The 18,168-nt window shown below is 36.2% G+C and carries 17 protein-coding genes; 13 read left to right on the top strand and 4 right to left on the bottom strand.

All coding sequences use genetic code 11. From position 1 onward, the window contains the following. Window positions 1-114: 114 nt before the first annotated feature. The 7 genes from BMY13_RS12065 (at window position 115) to BMY13_RS12035 (ending at window position 6,463) form a co-directional block, all read left to right on the top strand. Entirely contained in the window at window positions 115-1,248 is a 1,134-nt protein-coding gene (locus BMY13_RS12065; RefSeq protein ID WP_175476795.1) for an ATP-binding protein, read from the top strand. Window positions 1,249-1,456: 208 nt separating this feature from the next. After that, window positions 1,457-4,153, top strand: a complete 2,697-nt coding sequence (gene acnA, locus BMY13_RS12060) for an aconitate hydratase AcnA (protein ID WP_092492852.1) — start codon at window positions 1,457-1,459, stop codon at window positions 4,151-4,153. 198 nt (window positions 4,154-4,351) lie between these two features. Continuing rightward, on the top strand, window positions 4,352-4,933 hold the full coding sequence (locus tag BMY13_RS12055) for a TlpA family protein disulfide reductase (protein WP_092492851.1): 582 nt from the start codon (window positions 4,352-4,354) through the stop codon (window positions 4,931-4,933). Next, window positions 4,934-5,134 (top strand): FbpB family small basic protein, encoded by a 201-nt coding sequence (locus tag BMY13_RS19950; RefSeq protein ID WP_342729147.1) that lies wholly within the window; start codon window positions 4,934-4,936, stop codon window positions 5,132-5,134. Between the two features lie 181 nt (window positions 5,135-5,315). Then, on the top strand, window positions 5,316-5,540 hold the full coding sequence (gene tlp, locus BMY13_RS12045; RefSeq protein ID WP_092492850.1) for a small acid-soluble spore protein Tlp: 225 nt from the start codon (window positions 5,316-5,318) through the stop codon (window positions 5,538-5,540). Between the two features lie 198 nt (window positions 5,541-5,738). Beyond that, entirely contained in the window at window positions 5,739-6,164 is a 426-nt protein-coding gene (locus tag BMY13_RS12040) for an acyl-CoA thioesterase (RefSeq protein ID WP_092492849.1), read from the top strand. Continuing rightward, window positions 6,164-6,463: a hypothetical protein gene (locus BMY13_RS12035; RefSeq protein ID WP_092492848.1), complete on the top strand. Its 300-nt coding sequence runs from the start codon at window positions 6,164-6,166 to the stop codon at window positions 6,461-6,463. Before BMY13_RS12040 ends, BMY13_RS12035 begins: the two co-directional genes overlap by 1 nt. A gap of 163 nt (window positions 6,464-6,626) precedes the next feature. On the opposite strand, the gene BMY13_RS12030 is transcribed toward BMY13_RS12035, so the two are convergent. The 4 genes from BMY13_RS12030 to plsY all read right to left on the bottom strand — a co-directional run bounded on the left by BMY13_RS12030 (window position 6,627) and on the right by plsY (window position 8,774). Further along, on the bottom strand, window positions 6,627-6,911 hold the full coding sequence (locus BMY13_RS12030; protein ID WP_092492847.1) for a HesB/YadR/YfhF family protein: 285 nt from the start codon (window positions 6,909-6,911) through the stop codon (window positions 6,627-6,629). Between the two features lie 31 nt (window positions 6,912-6,942). Beyond that, window positions 6,943-7,164 (bottom strand): membrane protein insertion efficiency factor YidD, encoded by a 222-nt coding sequence (gene yidD / locus BMY13_RS12025; RefSeq protein ID WP_092492846.1) that lies wholly within the window; start codon window positions 7,162-7,164, stop codon window positions 6,943-6,945. Between the two features lie 4 nt (window positions 7,165-7,168). Beyond that, entirely contained in the window at window positions 7,169-8,110 is a 942-nt protein-coding gene (gene folE2 / locus BMY13_RS12020) for a GTP cyclohydrolase FolE2 (protein ID WP_092504914.1), read from the bottom strand. Between the two features lie 82 nt (window positions 8,111-8,192). After that, complete coding sequence (gene plsY, locus BMY13_RS12015) at window positions 8,193-8,774, bottom strand: glycerol-3-phosphate 1-O-acyltransferase PlsY (RefSeq protein ID WP_092504912.1); 582 nt, start codon at window positions 8,772-8,774, stop codon at window positions 8,193-8,195. A gap of 171 nt (window positions 8,775-8,945) precedes the next feature. Between plsY and BMY13_RS12010 the strand changes: the two genes are divergently transcribed. The 6 genes from BMY13_RS12010 (at window position 8,946) to BMY13_RS11985 (ending at window position 18,146) form a co-directional block, all read left to right on the top strand. Next, entirely contained in the window at window positions 8,946-10,010 is a 1,065-nt protein-coding gene (locus BMY13_RS12010) for an ABC transporter ATP-binding protein (protein WP_092492843.1), read from the top strand. Next, window positions 10,010-11,536 carry an ABC transporter permease/substrate-binding protein gene (locus BMY13_RS12005; RefSeq protein ID WP_092492842.1) on the top strand — a complete coding sequence of 509 codons (1,527 nt, stop codon included), beginning with the start codon at window positions 10,010-10,012 and terminating at the stop codon, window positions 11,534-11,536. The genes BMY13_RS12010 and BMY13_RS12005 overlap by 1 nt, the downstream gene beginning before the upstream one ends. Window positions 11,537-11,550: 14 nt before the next feature. After that, window positions 11,551-11,964, top strand: a complete 414-nt coding sequence (locus tag BMY13_RS12000) for a CoA-binding protein (protein ID WP_092492841.1) — start codon at window positions 11,551-11,553, stop codon at window positions 11,962-11,964. Between the two features lie 204 nt (window positions 11,965-12,168). Beyond that, entirely contained in the window at window positions 12,169-14,121 is a 1,953-nt protein-coding gene (gene parE, locus BMY13_RS11995) for a DNA topoisomerase IV subunit B (protein ID WP_092492840.1), read from the top strand. A 384-nt stretch (window positions 14,122-14,505) separates the two neighbouring features. Then, the gene (parC, locus tag BMY13_RS11990; RefSeq protein ID WP_092492839.1) at window positions 14,506-16,956 is read left to right on the top strand and encodes a DNA topoisomerase IV subunit A; all 2,451 of its coding nucleotides are present in this window, start codon (window positions 14,506-14,508) and stop codon (window positions 16,954-16,956) included. Window positions 16,957-17,498: 542 nt separating this feature from the next. Then, entirely contained in the window at window positions 17,499-18,146 is a 648-nt protein-coding gene (locus BMY13_RS11985) for a TetR/AcrR family transcriptional regulator (RefSeq protein ID WP_092504910.1), read from the top strand. The last annotated feature ends 22 nt before the right edge of the window (window positions 18,147-18,168 follow it).

The following is an 18,168-nucleotide window of genomic DNA, read 5'->3' as shown; positions in this document are numbered from 1 at the left end:
CAATTATAAAAGGATGAAATCATTCATATGTCTATCATATTTTAGTTTAATTTGTCATATTTATTAGTGTATAAAATTAATTTGTATAAAATTCCATAATAAGGAGTGAATGCCTTGGAGAATAAAGATAGTAACCAACAGGTAGAAAATAACAAAAATAAACAAAATCCCACCACTACTCCTGATCCTCAAGGTTTCTTTAATAATATTGCAGCGTTACCACCTTCTATACTTGAATGGATAGATAAAAACACAAATGGATTTATAGCTATATGGGATAAAAACGGAAGAATTATCTACATATCTAAATCAGTTGAACAATTGCTAGGTTATAAGGTAACAGATTTGCTTGGTACACAGTGGTATGAAAAAGTTTCTAATGAAGATGTAACATACATAAAAAATCATTTTGACACAAATCAGGACTCATCCCAACTTTTTAATATAATGATCCAAAACATTTATGGAAAAAATATATGGACTGAGAATTTGGTTTCTCAAATAAAAGATTCAAATGATAACATTTATTATGCTGCTGCAGTAAAAGATATTACTGATAAAAAAGAAGCAGAAGAAATGATGATTCGCTCGGAAAAGATGTCAGTTGCTGGTCAACTCGCTGCCGGTATCGCCCACGAGGTTCGAAATCCTTTGACTTCATTAAAGGGGTTTCTGCAGCTTCTGCAGGCTGGAGTGAATAGAAAAGAAGAATATTATAAGATCATGATTGATGAAATTGAGAAAATGGAAACTATCACCTCAGAACTACTTTTCATATCAAAACCCCTAACGGATAACAAGCAAATTGAAAAAGTACAAGAAATGGTTGTAGATGTTATTACGCTTTTACGACCCCAGGCCAAGCTCAAGAATATCGATATTCTCTTTGAACAAACGGGCAGTCAGACTGTTTATTGTGATCGTTCGCAAATAAAACAAGTACTAATAAATATCGTTAAAAATGCTATAGAAGCAATGGAAGAACCAGGTAATATCCAATTAAATGTTTTAACAAGTGAAGATAGTATTCTGTTGGATGTAATTGACGGAGGGCCTGGTATACCTGAAGAAATTATACATAAATTAAAAGAACCTTTTTTCACTACGAAGCAATCTGGTACAGGACTCGGGTTAATGATTACTACACAAATTCTTGAGAGGCATGATGGCAAGCTGGAGATACTGCAAAATGAGAATAAAGGAAGTACTTTTAGAATTATTTTACCAAAACAAAAAGAAGCAAAGTAATTTGAAATTATAACTATTATTCCAATTATATTTATTGTAGTATAAGTATTTATTATCACTTTTAATAATTTATTAATATATGGCATCGGGTAATAAACATTTGTTTTATATAATAATTTCATATAAGATATATTAGTAGAATAATATTTTTGTCAAAATCCCTTGAAGGATATGACAATTAAGGATGACAGAAAGGGGTATATCTTATATGGGAATTGATGCAAAAAAGCAGTTTGATTTGAATGGTAAAACGTATAATTACTATCAATTAAAAGCACTTGAAGATGCAGGACTCGGAAAAGTATCACGTCTGCCATTTTCGATACGGGTTCTTTTGGAATCACTTATTCGCCAAAGAGATGGTCATGTTATCAAAGATGATCACATCGAAGGGCTATCAAAATGGGGAACTAAGGATGGGGAAGGTGTAGATGTTCCTTTCAAACCATCACGTGTAATCCTCCAGGACTTTACTGGTGTTCCAGCAGTTGTTGACCTTGCTTCACTACGTAAGGCGATGGTGGACTTGGGTGGAGAGCCAAATAAAATTAATCCGGAGGTACCAGTTGATTTAGTTATTGATCACTCAGTACAAGTGGACCAATACGGTACACCGGGCGCACTTAAAGCAAATATGGATCTTGAATTTGAACGTAATGGTGAACGTTATGAATTTTTGCATTGGGCACAAAAGGCATTTGAAAATTATCGTGCTGTTCCACCAGCAACAGGTATCGTACACCAAGTAAACCTTGAGTACATTGCAAATGTTGTTCATGGCTTAGAAAATGATGATGGATCGTATGAAGCGTTTCCTGATACATTATTTGGTACAGACTCTCATACAACCATGATTAATGGTTTGGGAGTCCTTGGCTGGGGGGTAGGTGGTATTGAAGCAGAAGCAGGTATGCTTGGCCAGCCATCTTATTTTCCAGCTCCAGAAGTAATTGGTGTTAAATTTACTGGGAGCTTTCCACAAGGAACAACTGCTACTGACCTAGCGTTAAAGGTTACACAGGTTCTGCGTGAGAAGAAAGTAGTTGGAAAATTTGTAGAATACTTTGGACCTGGTCTAAAAGATATGCCACTTGCTGATCGTGCAACAATCTCAAACATGGCTCCTGAATACGGCGCAACATGCGGTTTCTTCCCAGTAGATGAAGAATCGTTAAGTTATATGAGACTAACAGGACGAAGTGAAGAACATATCGACTTAGTTGAAAAGTACAGTAAAGAAAATGATCTTTGGTATTCATCAGATCAAGAGGATCCTGAGTATTCTGAACTAGTGGAAATTAATTTATCTGAGTTGGAACCAAATCTTTCCGGACCAAAACGTCCTCAGGATTTAATTTCTTTGTCCAATATGAAAAAAGAGTTTAATAAAGCAATTACAGCACCAGAAGGTAACCAAGGTTTTGGTATGGACAAATCTGAGTTTGATAAAGAGGCAATTGTTAAGCATACTAACGATAAAGAGTCTGTTATGAAAACAGGTGCACTTGCTATTGCTGCAATTACATCGTGTACAAACACTTCTAATCCATATGTAATGTTAGGTGCAGGACTATTGGCGAAAAAGGCTGTCGAAAAAGGTTTAACTGTGCCTGAATATGTGAAGACATCACTTGCACCTGGCTCTAAAGTTGTTACGCGTTACTTAGAGGATTCAGGTTTAAATGAATATCTTGATAACTTAGGATTTAACTTAGTAGGTTATGGTTGCACAACTTGTATTGGTAACTCAGGACCGCTTCGTCCGGAAATCGAGGAAGCTATCTCGAAAAGTGATCTGACTGTTTCTTCGGTACTATCAGGTAACCGTAACTTTGAAGGACGTATCCATCCACTTGTAAAAGCAAACTATTTAGCATCTCCTCCATTAGTTGTTGCATATGCACTCGCAGGAACTGTTGATGTTGATTTAACAAAAGAGGCACTTGGAACAGATGCAGACGGTGAGCCAATCTACTTAGCTGATATATGGCCATCAATGGAAGAAATCAAAGACACTGTAGAAAGTGTTGTAAAACCTGAAATTTTCCGTAAAGAATATGAAAACGTATTTAATTCAAATGAAAAATGGAATCAAATCCAAACAACTGATGAGCCTTTATTCGAATGGGATAATGATTCAACGTACATTCAAAATCCACCATTCTTTGAAGGCCTAACTAAAGAAAAAGGGGCAGTGGAGCCATTAAACAAACTTCGAGCTATTGGTAAGTTTGGAGACTCTGTTACTACTGACCACATTTCACCAGCTGGTGCTATTGCAAAAGATATGCCAGCAGGAAAGTATCTGCAAGAAAAAGATGTATCACCAAGAAACTTTAACTCCTATGGTTCACGTCGTGGTAACCATGAAGTAATGATGCGTGGTACGTTTGCTAATATTCGTATACGTAACCTATTGGCACAAGGAACTGAAGGTGGTTACACAACCTATTGGCCAACTGAAGAAATTATGCCGATTTATGATGCTGCAATGAAATATCAGGAAAACGGTACAGATTTACTAGTAATAGGTGGCAAAGATTACGGTATGGGATCTTCACGTGATTGGGCTGCAAAAGGTACAGATTTACTTGGTATTAAAACTGTTATTGCAGAAAGTTTCGAGCGAATTCACCGTTCAAACCTTGTAATGATGGGTGTACTTCCATTACAGTTTGAAGCAGGTGAAAGTGCTGATAAACTAGGCTTAACTGGTAGAGAAACATTTGATGTGAAAATTGATGAGAACGTAAAACCTCATGATCTTGTTAAGGTTACAGCAGTTGCTGAAGATGGCAAGACTACTGAATTTAATGTAATTGCTCGTTTTGACAGTGATGTTGAAATTGATTATTACCGTCATGGTGGTATTCTTCAAATGGTCTTACGTAACAAACTTAAATAAAATTTTAAGAGCCAATGTATCGGACTAACGATACATTGGCTCTTTTACATTGATAGGAAATTAATAAGAAATTTAGAAATCAGTATAAACCAAGTTTTCTGATATGAAGTATTTATGAACAATATTCCAATATGCTTTACATATACATAAAATAGCAATACGATATGAGTATTGAAGGATATAGGCAGGGGATTCATAATGATAAAACAATTACTTGGAATAGCAGTATTAGTCACACTTAGTATCATTGTTATTTTTAGCTTTGTTGATGATAATACGAAAGAATCAAGTGGTTCAGGTACAACTGAGAGCAATGCTGAAGGAGCTGGTATTAAAGCTCCCGGACAGACTGGGATTAAACCTGGAAAAATGGCTCCAGATTTTGAACTGCAGACACTTTCAGGTGACACGTTCAAACTATCTGATTTACGCGGGAAGAAAGTTATTTTAAATTTTTGGGCATCATGGTGTAACCCATGTAAAAAAGAAATGCCTGAAATGCAAAAGTTTTATGAAGAACACAAAGATGAAGTAGAAGTTGTTGCTGTGAATCTTACAGGGAATGAAGTTGGTGTTGATGCAGCCAAAGAATATATTAAGAAACATAACTATACTTACCCAGTCCCTTTAGATAAGAAAATGGATGCCAGTGAAAAATATGGTGTTACTATCATCCCGACAACCTATTTTATTGGAACGGATGGCAAGATTCAACAGCCTCATAAATCTGGTCCGATGACATATGAGTATATGACTAAAATGTTAGACAAGTTAAAATAAATTATATATTTACTAAGAAATGGTAATACTACTTGTAAAAAGGAGTGGATTACTATTTCACTGAAGAAAAGACTCTCTTTTGATGAGCTGGTAAAAGAAAATAGAAGGCAGATTTTAGAAGACCGAACACGTTTAGAAGAAATTGAGGAAGGTTTTGAAATGAAGCACCGTTTGCTTAACAAAAAGAAAACGGAACAATAATGGCATTGGTCTCCTTAAATTAAGTGGTTCGGTTTTGGAGAAGCAATCAATAAGTTGAGCATTAAATTGTAACCCAATTTGATGCTCTTTTTAATATTGTATAATATCCGGTTTAAAGTAAAAATTAAGAAAAGATCACCGTAAAAGGTGGGATATAATTTTAATAAAAAGGAGTAGTCGAATGACTGATAAACATAACAACAAACCGAAACCTGATGATCGCAGTGATAACGTGGAAAAACTCCAGCACATGGTGCAGGATACACTCGAGAATATGGAAGAAGCCGATGAAACAATGGAATTTTCATCTGGTAAAGAAAAAGAAAATATAAAAGCAAAAAACGAACGGCGAGAACAAGCTGTTGAAGGAATGCGACAGGAAATCAGCGACGAATCAAGGTCATGATCAGATAAACCTCAAGCCATGAAATGGTTTGAGGTTTTCTATGGCCGTTAGGTAAAAACGCTTTCTTCTGCATAAGTGACACGCCATGCCATAAGGACTTGGCGATAAGTCAAGTTTCTAACTAAGCAAAGTATCCTATTTAAACATAGATTTGTGATAAAATGTTGGATGTAATGGTAATGAAAGGGTGGATATTTGTTGAATAAAGTACGTACACCAATAGAAGTAAGGTATCAGGAAACAGACCAAATGGGGGTTGTCTATCATGCAAACTATTTGGTTTGGTTTGAAATCGGTCGTACAAAGTTTATAAAAAACTTAGGGTTGTTATATTCAGATATCGAAGAACAAAATATTGTATCCCCGGTTGTAGACGCGCAAATCTCATTTAAAAAACCAATTCGTTATGGGGAAGATACTGCAGTAGAAACCTGGGTTGAAACATATGATGGAATTCGTACTGTTTATGCTTATAACATTATAAATCAAGATGGTGATATTGCTGTTAGCGGGACAACCAAACATGTTATTGTACATAAAGATACATTTCGTCCGATATCTTTAAGAAAAGCATTCCCTGAGTGGCATCAAGCATATATGAAACAAATAAATGGGGAATCCTAATGGCTTTCGGTTTAGCTAGAAAAGACCTAATAGAATGGAAATCAGAAGTAAGTAGTGGCCGCATTGCTTTTTTAACACATTACTGGATGGATGAACGATTTCCGGGATGCTATACTGTCACAAAAGTTGGCTGTAGCGATTTAGATAAATTAATTGCTTGGGGAAAGTTATACAATCTTCAGCCTAATTGGATTCATATGGACGAAAAATATCCCCATTTCGACTTATTTGGTGAGAAGCAAAAATCGATACTAACGAGTGAGAAGCAATGGAGTCATCTTAGAAAATTTAACTTATAACAATAACTAAAGAGAGTGACCCAAAAGTAATTTCTCAAAATCTAAAGCCCCACTAGTGTAAGTAAAATCAGTGTTAAACAAGTAACCCCGTACCATTCTTATAGCGGTACGGGGTTATTTATTTGGATTTTGTTAACTCAAATTATCCTTTTGAGTCGGTCTCTTACAAGTATTTAAATTCAGGTTCTTGTGCTTGTTTATTTAATTCTATTTTTAAATCTTTATCATCAAAATACCAAGCATCTTTACTCTCAATAAAAAACTTTATTCCTTCTGCATTGCATGAAGTGTGCACATCTTTTGGAGTGTCATAGCTAACCCCTAATGAGAATCCTGGTATAAACCCACCAAACCCATATCGGACATAAAATCGTAATTGTGTTTGATGATCTATTTCGAATTCCTTTTTATACCACTTTGCAGCTTCGTTAGTTATTTGTATATTCAATCCTTTCAACTCCTTGAAGAATTACGGATTACTATTCTTTCTTATCTGGTACTACATCAACCCCACCTGGGTGAAAAGGATGGCATTTACTTATACGCTTAATAGTTAAATAGCCTCCTTTAATAACACCAAACCTTTTAAAGGCTAACAATCCATATTCTGAGCATGTTGGAAGAAATCTGCAGGTTGGTGGCTTAAATGGGCTAATGGCTTTTTGATAAAATTTTATTAAACCAATGAAGATGTACTTCATATAGCTAGCCTTCATTCATTTCGTTTTGCAGTTTGTCATATGTCACTGATGCTATGGCATCATGCATATGGATAGATTCTTCATTGCGACATTTTACGCTGAACTTGGTGACAAAAGGCATTTCATATATATCAGCTGCAACCAAGCGCACCATATCTTCCACAAACCGTGGATTCTCGTATGCCTGCTCAGTAACCATTTTTTCATCGGGTCGCTTTAATACCGGATGCAGTCTGGAGCTTGCATTGCTTTCAGCTGCTTCTAGTAATGTTTCTTTCCAATCTAATAATCTTTCGTCAAAGTCATCAGCTAGTGATACAGTCATTTTAACAAGTCCACGTTGGTTGTGCGCACTATACTCACTTATTTCCTTGGAACAAGGACAGAGTGTTGTAATAAGTGATGCCAGTGAAGCTTGTATAGTATAGCCTTTAACGTCATCATATTTCACGTTGAGCGTAATGTCAGCGTGGTTCATTCCTGGGAGATTCGATTGTGGTCCCTTTCTTTCATAGAACCAGGGAAAACTGACCTCAACTTCAGCGTCCGATTGCTTTAAACGATCTGCTAAATCTTTCGTAAATGTTTTAAGTGTCAAAAGGTCAACTGTAAATCCCTTTTGATAATATGATTGAAGCTGTTCAGTGAACCGGCTCATATTTGTACCTTTACTTGCTTTATCTATACTTGAAGAAAATTTAAATGTTCCAATTGTAGTTTGTTCATTTGGTACTAAACTGCTCGTAACAGCAATAGGATGTTTAACATTCTCAATACCTACTTCATCGAGGTCAAATAAGAAGTCTTTTTTTGTATTCTGTAAATCTGCCATTTCTTTTTTTTCACTAGGCTTCGTTCTTGGGCCGGGCTGTACAGAACCAAATAGTTTATGTCGTTGAGTTTTGTTCGGTAACTGCTTTTTTGGGAATGATTTTATTTTATCCATATCGGTGACCCCTTTCTAAACTTACATAACCACAGTATACTTAAGCAAAAATTAATATTCAATTTTTTGGCTTAATGGTGGTCTACATCCATTTAATTTTTGGTTCTGTTTTATTCTTAATTCGTTTAATATTTTCACTGTGACGGTAAAATACAAAAGCAGCCAAACCAACAGTAACAATAATAAGACCTATATCTTGTAAAATAATGGAGATAACGACTGCGACGATTCCTGTAATCATTGAAGATAGTGAAACATACTTGGAAACATATAATGTTAAGATGAAAGATGTAACTATAATTGCAAATAAGAGAGGATTGATACCTAATAAAATTCCTCCGGATGTTGCAACTGCTTTCCCTCCTTTAAACTTAGCGAATAAGGGATAAGTGTGTCCTAAAACTGCAAATAACCCGATTGCTAACCGGTACACTTCGACATCGAAGAATAGTGGGACAAGTGTCGCAGCCGTCCCTTTTAAAATGTCTGCTATCGTAACAATGATTCCAGCTTTTATTCCTAGGATTCGAAATGTATTTGTTGCACCCAGGTTGCCGCTTCCATGCTCTCGGATATCAATTTTGTAGCCAAGCCTACCAACAATAAGCCCTGATGGGATGGAACCCAATAAATACGCAATAATTGCAAATACTATATATTCCACACTCTTACCTTCCTTCCTGTAAAAATTAAGCTATATATTATTTTACCATGAAGTAGTTATTCAAAGAACCTTTAATGAACTAAATTAGTTCGGTATAATGTTTATAAGTAAGTAGTTAGGGGTAAAAGTTATTGCTATAAAACTAAAATCAATGTGTAAAGGAAGAGGTCTGTGATTGAATTTAAAAATGTGAAAAAAGTATACCCAGATGGTACCAAGGCTATAAAAGACTTCTCATTGAAAGTAAATGAAGGAGAGTTGGTAACTTTAATAGGACCAAGCGGGTGTGGGAAAACGACAACTATGAAGATGATCAATCGACTTATTGAACCGACAGCAGGTAATATATACATAAATGAAAAAAATATTAACGATTACAATATTCATGAGCTGCGATGGAACATTGGATATGTGCTTCAGGAAATTGCCTTGTTTCCACATTTGACAATTGAGGAAAATATAGCTGTTGTTCCCGAAATGAAAAGATGGAAAAGAAAAAAAATTCAGGAAAGAAATAAAGAATTGCTTAATATGGTTGGACTTGACCCGTCCACATACCAGAGAAGAATGCCTAATGAACTTTCTGGTGGCGAACAGCAGCGGATTGGTGTTATCCGTGCGTTAGCTGCTGATCCTGATATTATTTTAATGGATGAGCCCTTTAGTGCGCTTGATCCAATCAGTCGTGAACAATTACAAAGTGATATCAGAAAACTGCAAAAGGAAATTAAAAAGACAATCGTTTTTGTCACGCATGATATTGATGAGGCTATGGCTCTTGGGGATAAAGTATGTCTTATGAAAAATGGTGGAATTGTACAGGTAGACACGCCACAGCAACTTATTTTAAGACCAGCAACTCAATATGTGAAAGACTTTATTGGTGAAAGAAAGTCCCCATGGCAAACTGCTATTGATGTTATAGCAGATCAATCCCTATCGATTGTCATATCAAAAAATGAGTTTGAAGAAAATAATTTTCCAAGTCGAGGGTTGTTAATTGTAAAGGATGAAAATGATATGTTTGTTGGGGCTGTGGAGGATGGCCAAGAGCGATCTGTTCAATATCTAGATAATGATATGCCGCTTTATAAAGCAGCAGAGATTTTAGAAACTAGTGACCAACTTGTGTTCCCTGTACTAAAAGAAGGCAAGTTAGTTGCTACACTTAGCTATAAGGATATTGTTTCATTTCTAAAAAGCAAAACTAAAATGGAAAACGGGGTGATCCACTAATGCAGGAATTTATCTCCGTTTTTCAAAGAAGACAGGATATATTACTAGAGACAATTTGGGAACACTTACAAATCTCACTAATGTCATTAATAATTGCAATAATTATTGCCGTCCCATTAGGGCTGATTCTGACTAGGTACAAACGCGTGGCAGAACCAATAATTGGTGTATCTGCTGTTATGCAGACGATACCAAGTTTAGCTGTTCTGGCATTTTTGATCCCTTTCTTTGGTATTGGAACAACCCCTGCAATCATTGCCTTAACAGCATACGGTTTACTGCCAATTTTACGAAACACATATACGGGTATTAAAGAAGTGAATCCAGCTTTAAAAGAGGCTGCAACTGGTATGGGTATGAACTCATTAAAACGATTAACAAAAGTAGAACTTCCAATTGCTATGCCTGTTATAATGGCTGGTGTTCGCACATCAATGGTACTAATTGTTGGCACAACCACTATTGCCGCATTAATTGGGGCTGGTGGGTTAGGAGAACTTATCCTATTGGGTATTGATCGAGGAGCAGATTTAAACCTCATATTATTAGGTGCAATTCCTGCTGCGTTATTGGCAATCGCCCTTGATTTTATATTGCGAGGCTTTGAACGTGTCTCTAAGCGAACAGGCTTTAAATCTTTTATTGCAATGTTAATTATAGCTGTATTAGTTGTTGCATCACCCTTATTGTTTACTTCAGCCAAGAAGGCTGATTTAACTATTGGAGCAAAACTTGGTTCAGAACCAGCAATATTGATAAATATGTACAAACTTCTTATTGAAGAAGAGACTGATTTAAATGTTAAACTTAAGCCAGGATTAGGCAAAACGTCATTTGTATTTAGTGCTTTAGAAAATGGCAGTATAGATATATACCCTGAATTTACTGGAACAGCTATCGTAACTCACTTGGAACAAAAAGCGAATAGTAATAAAAAACATGAAGTTTATGAGCAAGCAAGACTTGGAATGATGGAAGAGTTCGGTATGGTTATGCTGGAACCTATGAAGTTTAATAACACATACGCTGTTGCAACAACAAAAGAGATTGCTAATAAGCATAACCTAAAATCGATTGGTGATTTGAATAAAATAGAGAATGATATAACTGCTGGTTTCACACTAGAATTTAAAGACCGTTACGATGGGTATGTTGGAATGCAGGAAATTTATAACTTGGATATCGCAAATGTGAAAACAATGGAACCAGGAATTCGTCAGGATGCATTATCGAATGGTGAAGTTGATGTTATTGACGCTTACGCAACGAGCAGTTATATGATAGAGCAAGATTTGGTGACGCTGGACGATCCAGAAAATTTATTTCCGCCGTATCAGGGTGCACCTCTGTTACGTCAGGACACACTTGAGAAATATCCCAATCTAGAAAAAATATTAAATCAACTCGGTGGTAAAATAACCGATGATCAAATGCGTCAGATGAACTACCAGGTTGATTATGAAGATAAACCACCAGAAACTGTTGCTCGTGAGTATTTAGAGGAGCAAGGTTTAATTGATAAATAGAGGAGGTATAACACGTGGAATGGGAAAATCCGACTAATGATAAAATTAAGGATGTTTTGGACTCGGCAAAAATTATAGCAGTCGTGGGTCTCTCCGATAATCCTGATAGAACATCTTATCAAATTTCAAAAATAATGCAGGATAAAGGTTATAAAATTATTCCGGTTAATCCTAAAGTTGATAATGTGCTCGGTGAAAAAGCCTATAATTCTTTATCTGATGTAAAAGAGTCGATTGATATTATTAATGTGTTCAGGCGATCAGAATTTTTGCCTGCAATTGCAGAAGAGGCTGCAAATACAGACTGCAAAGTGTTCTGGGCGCAGCAAGGTCTCAGTAGCCAGGAAGCATATGATTATTTAACAGAACGGGACTTTATGGTTATAATGGATATGTGCATAAAGGTAGCACATTCCATTCTCGTTTAAGAAGATTGATATGAGAATGGCCTTGATTGGTCATTCTTTTTTTGCGCTCTACTTAAATTATAGTATACTTATTATCGTATCTTAAGTTAGTATAGTTTTATATAGTTGCTATTAAAGAAGTAATTTTACATTTACAAACGTTTGTTCTAATATAAAAATATTAACAATAACAATTTTATAGTTCGGAGAGGAGTCTACAGCTGAATGGTAAAGCAATCATTACAATACACAGATGATTCAATTCAAGTACTAGAAGGTCTTGAGGCTGTAAGAAAAAGACCTGGAATGTATATAGGCAGTACGGATCAACGCGGATTACATCACCTGGTTTTTGAGATAGTCGATAATGCTGTCGATGAAGCATTAGCAGGTTATGGTAATGTGATTAAAGTGACAGTACATAAGGATAACAGCATATCTGTCGAAGATAATGGCAGAGGGATTCCAACAGGTATGCACAATACAGGGAAACCAACGACAGAAGTTATCTTCACAGTATTGCACGCTGGAGGTAAGTTCGGACAAGGTGGCTACAAAACCAGTGGTGGCTTGCATGGTGTTGGGGCTTCCGTTGTAAATGCGCTTTCTGAATGGTTAGAAGTAACCATTTTTCGAGATGGACAAAAATATATTCAGCGCTTTGAGAATGGTGGTAAGCCGGCCGGTTCACTGGAGAAAAAAGGTACAACAAAAAAGAAAGGTACTATTATTCACTTTAAGCCCGATCCTAGCATTTTTTCCGTAACTGTTTATAATTTTGAAACAATAACGGAACGCTTACGCGAAGCAGCATTTCTTTTAAAGGGATTGAAGATTGAGCTATCAGATGAGCGGTACCAAGTAAAAGAAGAATATCAGTTTCCAGATGGACTTGAATCTTTTGTTTCTTATCTGAACGAAGAGAAGGATACACTTCATCCTGTTGTATCATTTGAAGGGGAACAGCAGAGAATTGAGGTTGATTTTGCATTTCAATTCAATGATGGTTTTGCAGAAAGTATGCTATCTTTTGTGAATCATGTACGAACGCAAGATGGCGGAACTCATGAATCCGGTGCACGAACAGGGATTACACGAATATTTAATGATTATGCCAGAAAGAATGCACTCCTTAAGGAGAAAGACAAAAATTTAGAAGGTACAGATATTCGTGAAGGTTTTACAGCTATTGTATCCGTGCGAATACCTGAAGAAAAACTACAATTTGAAGGTCAGACAAAAGGAAAACTTGGAACATCAGAAGCACGTTCAGCAGTTGATTCAGTTGTCTCTGAAAAATTATCCTACTTTTTAGAAGAAAACCCTGACGTTGCGAGCATGTTAGTTCGAAAGGCTGTTAAAGCAAAAGAAGCACGTGAAGCAGCCAGAAAAGCAAGGGAAGATGCAAGGTCTGGAAAAAAGAAAAAACGTAAAGATTCATTATTAAGTGGAAAGCTTACTCCTGCTCAATCCAGAAATCCAAAACAGAATGAGCTTTATTTAGTGGAGGGTGATTCTGCTGGGGGATCTGCAAAGCAAGGCAGGGACCGCAAATTCCAAGCAGTACTACCATTACGTGGTAAAGTTATTAATACAGAAAAGGCAAAACTAGAGGATGTATTTAAGAACGAAGAAATCTCTACAATTATCCATACTATCGGAGCTGGTGTTGGAGGAGATTTCGACTTAGAGGATGTTCAATACGATAAGATTATAATTATGACAGATGCCGATACAGATGGCGCACATATTCAGGTACTGCTATTGACCTTCTTTTACCGATATATGCGTTCTTTAGTTGAAGCAGGAAAGATTTTTATCGCTTTACCACCACTTTATAAAATCTCTAAAGGTAAAGGTAAAAAAGAAAAGACTGTTTATGCCTGGGATGATGATGAAATGAAAGAAGCCATAAAGGAATTTAAGAATGGCTATATTATTCAGCGATATAAAGGTCTGGGTGAAATGAATGCGGACCAGTTATGGGAAACGACGATGAACCCAGAGAGCAGAACTTTCATTCGTGTAACGATTGAAGATTTAGCTCGTGCCGAAAGAAGAGTTACTACATTAATGGGTGATAAAGTTGATCCACGAAGAAAATGGATCGAGGGTAATGTCCAATTCGGTATGGCAGAAGACGCTAGTATTTTAGAGAACGATAAAATTCATACTTAATATAAATCTGAAAGGTTGTTTTCTAAAAGTTTGTTGTTTTTGACACAAAAATCTATAAATTGCGACGTAATGCGGAAAAATTCTTGAGCGATGATCACCGCTCCGGAAATACACTTCGCGCACCTCAGGGCTCGCGCCAAGTCTCCTCACCAATTCATTCTTCACTGGCTTGTGAGGTCTTGGACTGTATCGCTGTCCCGCAGGAGTCTTCTTGTATTTCCTGCGCTATCGTGGGTCTGAGCGGAAATCAGTATTGTTGCAGTGTCTTAGTTTATATCATCCGCAAGGGTTCAAGAGCAATATATATGAAGAAGAGCCTTACAAAAAAAGATTACTGAAAGATATACAGACAATTTTGACAGAGATTAACAAGGGGGGATTGGTTTGTCACAACCTGAAAAATATTTAGACCTTCCACTCGAGGAAGTAATTGGTGATAGATTTGGAAGGTATAGTAAATATATAATTCAAGATCGTGCACTACCAGACGCGCGTGATGGTTTAAAACCTGTTCAGCGCAGAATATTATATGCAATGTACGAAGAGAAAAATACACATGATAAAAATTTTCGTAAGGCTGCCAAAACGGTTGGTACAGTAATCGGGAATTATCATCCACATGGTGACTCTTCCGTTTATGAAGCAATGGTTCGCTTAAGCCAGCAGTGGAAAGTTAGAAATGATTTAGTTGAAATGCATGGTAATAACGGTAGCATCGATGGTGATCCACCAGCAGCGATGCGTTATACAGAGGCAAGACTTTCCAGTATTGCTTCAGAGCTTCTCCGTGATATTGGCAAGGAAACAGTCGATTTTATACCAAACTTTGATGACACGATTTCAGAGCCTGTTGTATTACCAGCCAAGTTTCCGAATTTACTTGTAAATGGATCTACTGGAATTTCCTCAGGTTATGCAACAGATATACCACCTCACAACCTATCAGAGGTTATTGATGCAGTTATTATGAAAATTGATAAACCGACTGCTACTTTAGAAGATTTAATGTCATCTATAAAAGGACCAGACTTTCCAACCGGTGGCATTATACAAGGTATTGATGGAATCAAAAAAGCTTACGAAACAGGGAAAGGTAAAGTCGTTGTTCGCGGGAGAGCAAAAGTCGAGGATGTTCGCGGTAACCGCCAGCAGATTGTAATTGACGAAATTCCTTTTGAGGTTAATAAAGCTAATATGGTTAAAAAGATGGATGAATTACGAATTGATCGAAAAGTGGAAGGCATAGCTGAAGTACGTGATGAGACTGATCGTACGGGACTACGTGTAGTTATTGAATTGAAAAAAGATGCTAATAGTCAAGGTGTTTTAAATTATTTATATAAAAATACAGACTTACAGGTAACGTATCATTTCAACATGGTAGCAATTCAGGACAAGACTCCTAAGTTGTTATCACTGCCTCAGATTCTGGACGCATATATTGCACATCAAAAAGAAGTAGTAACAAGACAGACTATTTTTGATTTGAAAAAAGCAAATGATCGTGCACATATAGTTGAGGGCTTAATCAAAGCAATATCGATTCTAGACAAACTTATCGCAACAATTCGTGCATCAAAAGATAAATCAGATGCAAAAAAACGTATAATATCAGCATATGACTTTTCGGAGGCACAAGCTGAAGCAATTGTTATGCTGCAATTGTATCGTTTAACAAATACTGATATAACGTCTCTTGAAAAGGAAGCGGAAGAACTACGGAAGGCAATCGAAGAACTGGAGTCAATACTCGCCAGTGATAAGAAACTCTTCCAAACAATCAAGAAGGACCTAAAACAGTTAAAGAAATCATTTGCCGATAGCAGGAAAACAGTTATTGAAGATAAAATTGAAGAATTGACCTTTAATATTGAAGTAACTGTTGCAAGTGAAGATGTTTTAGTATCAACTACGAGGGATGGTTATGTAAAACGGACAAGTATCCGTTCGTATGGCGCCTCAAATGGAGAAGACTTTGCAATGAAGGAAGAAGATTACCTAGTTGGTTTAACTGAACTAAACACAACAGATAACTTACTTCTATTTACAAATAAAGGGAAGTACATTTATATTCCTGTACATGCCTTACCTGATATCAGATGGAAAGATCTTGGACAGCATATTTCTAATATCGTGAGCATTGACAAAGATGAACGCATTATTCAGGGTGTACCTGTACGCGAATTTAACGATGAAAATTATCTTGTTTTCTTCACTAAGAATGGTATGGTAAAACGAAGTGAATTGGCATTATATAATGCTCAGCGGCACTCAAAAGCGCTTATAGCTCTAAATCTTAAAGGTGATGATGAAGTAATTAATGTATTTCAGACAGATGGGAATTCTGACGTATTTGTTGCTTCGAATAAAGGTTTTGGTTTATGGTATCATGAGTCAGAGATATCTGTAGTTGGCCAGCGTGCAGCAGGCGTTAAAGCAATTAAGCTAAAAGAAAATGAGTATGTTGTAAATGGTCAAGTATTCGATGATTTGTCAGAGCCATCGATTGTTGTCGTAACACAACGTGGTGCCTGTAAACGAATGAAGCTTCGTGAGTTTGAGAAATCCAGTCGTGCTAAACGAGGATTAATCATGCTTCGTGAATTAAAAAGTAAACCACATCGTGTAAAAGGATTATTTATAGTCGATGAAAATGATACGATATGTTTTAGAACTGCTAAAGGCAATACACATAGCTTATACCCGTTAGAGTTATCCACAAGTGATCGCTACAGTAATGGGTCATTCGTTATAGACAGTGATAATGAAGGTGAAGTAAGTGAAGTCTGGAAGGAAGCTATTTACAGTAAACCATTTGATGAATCAGCCGAATAATTTATGAGAAAGGCTTGGGTTTCTACAAGCCTTTTTTCATTCTAATAGCTGTTGTTAAACTAAACACCACTTGTTTTCAGATAATTAGTGGACACAGGAGCTGCTATTTCGGGTTAAAGGGATATGCGGACACATGTGCCCTTATTTAACATATATCCAAGTGAAATAGGGGTAATTCTAGCAAATAAGGTATCTGGTGTCCGCTTAAACCCTAATATTGCTTGTTTTCCGTTAAATATGGCCCCTCATGTCCATTAAAGTACTTATAGGCAATGCTTTGTTATCGGCCGTTATTGGTTAGATTGGTTTTTAAATTAATTTAAGTGAATCTATCAATTTTTTAACTAGTAATTTTTTATGTTTGATTACATTTTCTTCCTCGGTAAAAGCATCTCATTTTTCTAATAACTTATTGGTAATACTAGTTATTAAATCCTATGATGCGCAGCCATTTTGGCCTGCTTGAAACCGCCTTCTGTTTCTAAATCATTCTAATTCCCCTTTCTATATTCAGAAAAATATGATAAGGTAAAATTAAATTTATGGAAGGAGGGTTTATAACGGATTTAAGAAATAAAATAATCCAAGAAGCATTATTAATGTTTGAAAAACATGGCTATCACGGTGTTACAGTTAATCAAATCGTGGAAAACGTAGGGACCTCCAAAGGTGGATTCTATCATCACTTTACATCAAAAGATGAATTATTATTTGTTATTCACGATACATTCATAACCTATGTTTTGGAAAAAGCTACAATTGCGAATGAAACGTATAAGTCACCAACGAAAAAGCTGCAAGCAATAATAAAGGATTTTGTTAAAGTATTCGATCTTTATAAACCACACATCTCTGTTTTCTATCAGGAGAATATTTACTTAAAACCAGAATATGAAATACTTATTAAGAAAAAACGTGATCAGTTTAAACAGATAATTATAAGAGCCATAAGGGAAGGTAAGGCATGCGGCGAATTTCGCAAGGATTTACCTGTAGAAATTACCGGAATGGCGATACTCGGAATGGTGAATTGGGCATATAAGTGGTATAAACAATCAGGTCCAAAATCGATTGATGAAATTGGCGATATATTCGTTGATTTAATCTTACATGCAGTATTAACTGTCGAATCTTTATCGGAAAGTAAATACGTAGATCAATTAATTGAAAAGCCTTTTTTTACCAATTAAAAGAAACCGCTTTCTTTTTTTA

Origin of the sequence: Virgibacillus subterraneus (genome assembly GCF_900110695.1) — a bacterium.
GTDB classification, from domain to species: Bacteria; Bacillota; Bacilli; order Bacillales; family Amphibacillaceae; genus Lentibacillus; species Lentibacillus subterraneus.
The sequence above is the reverse complement of the archived record's forward strand: the minus strand, read 5'-3'. Positions and strand labels throughout refer to the sequence as shown.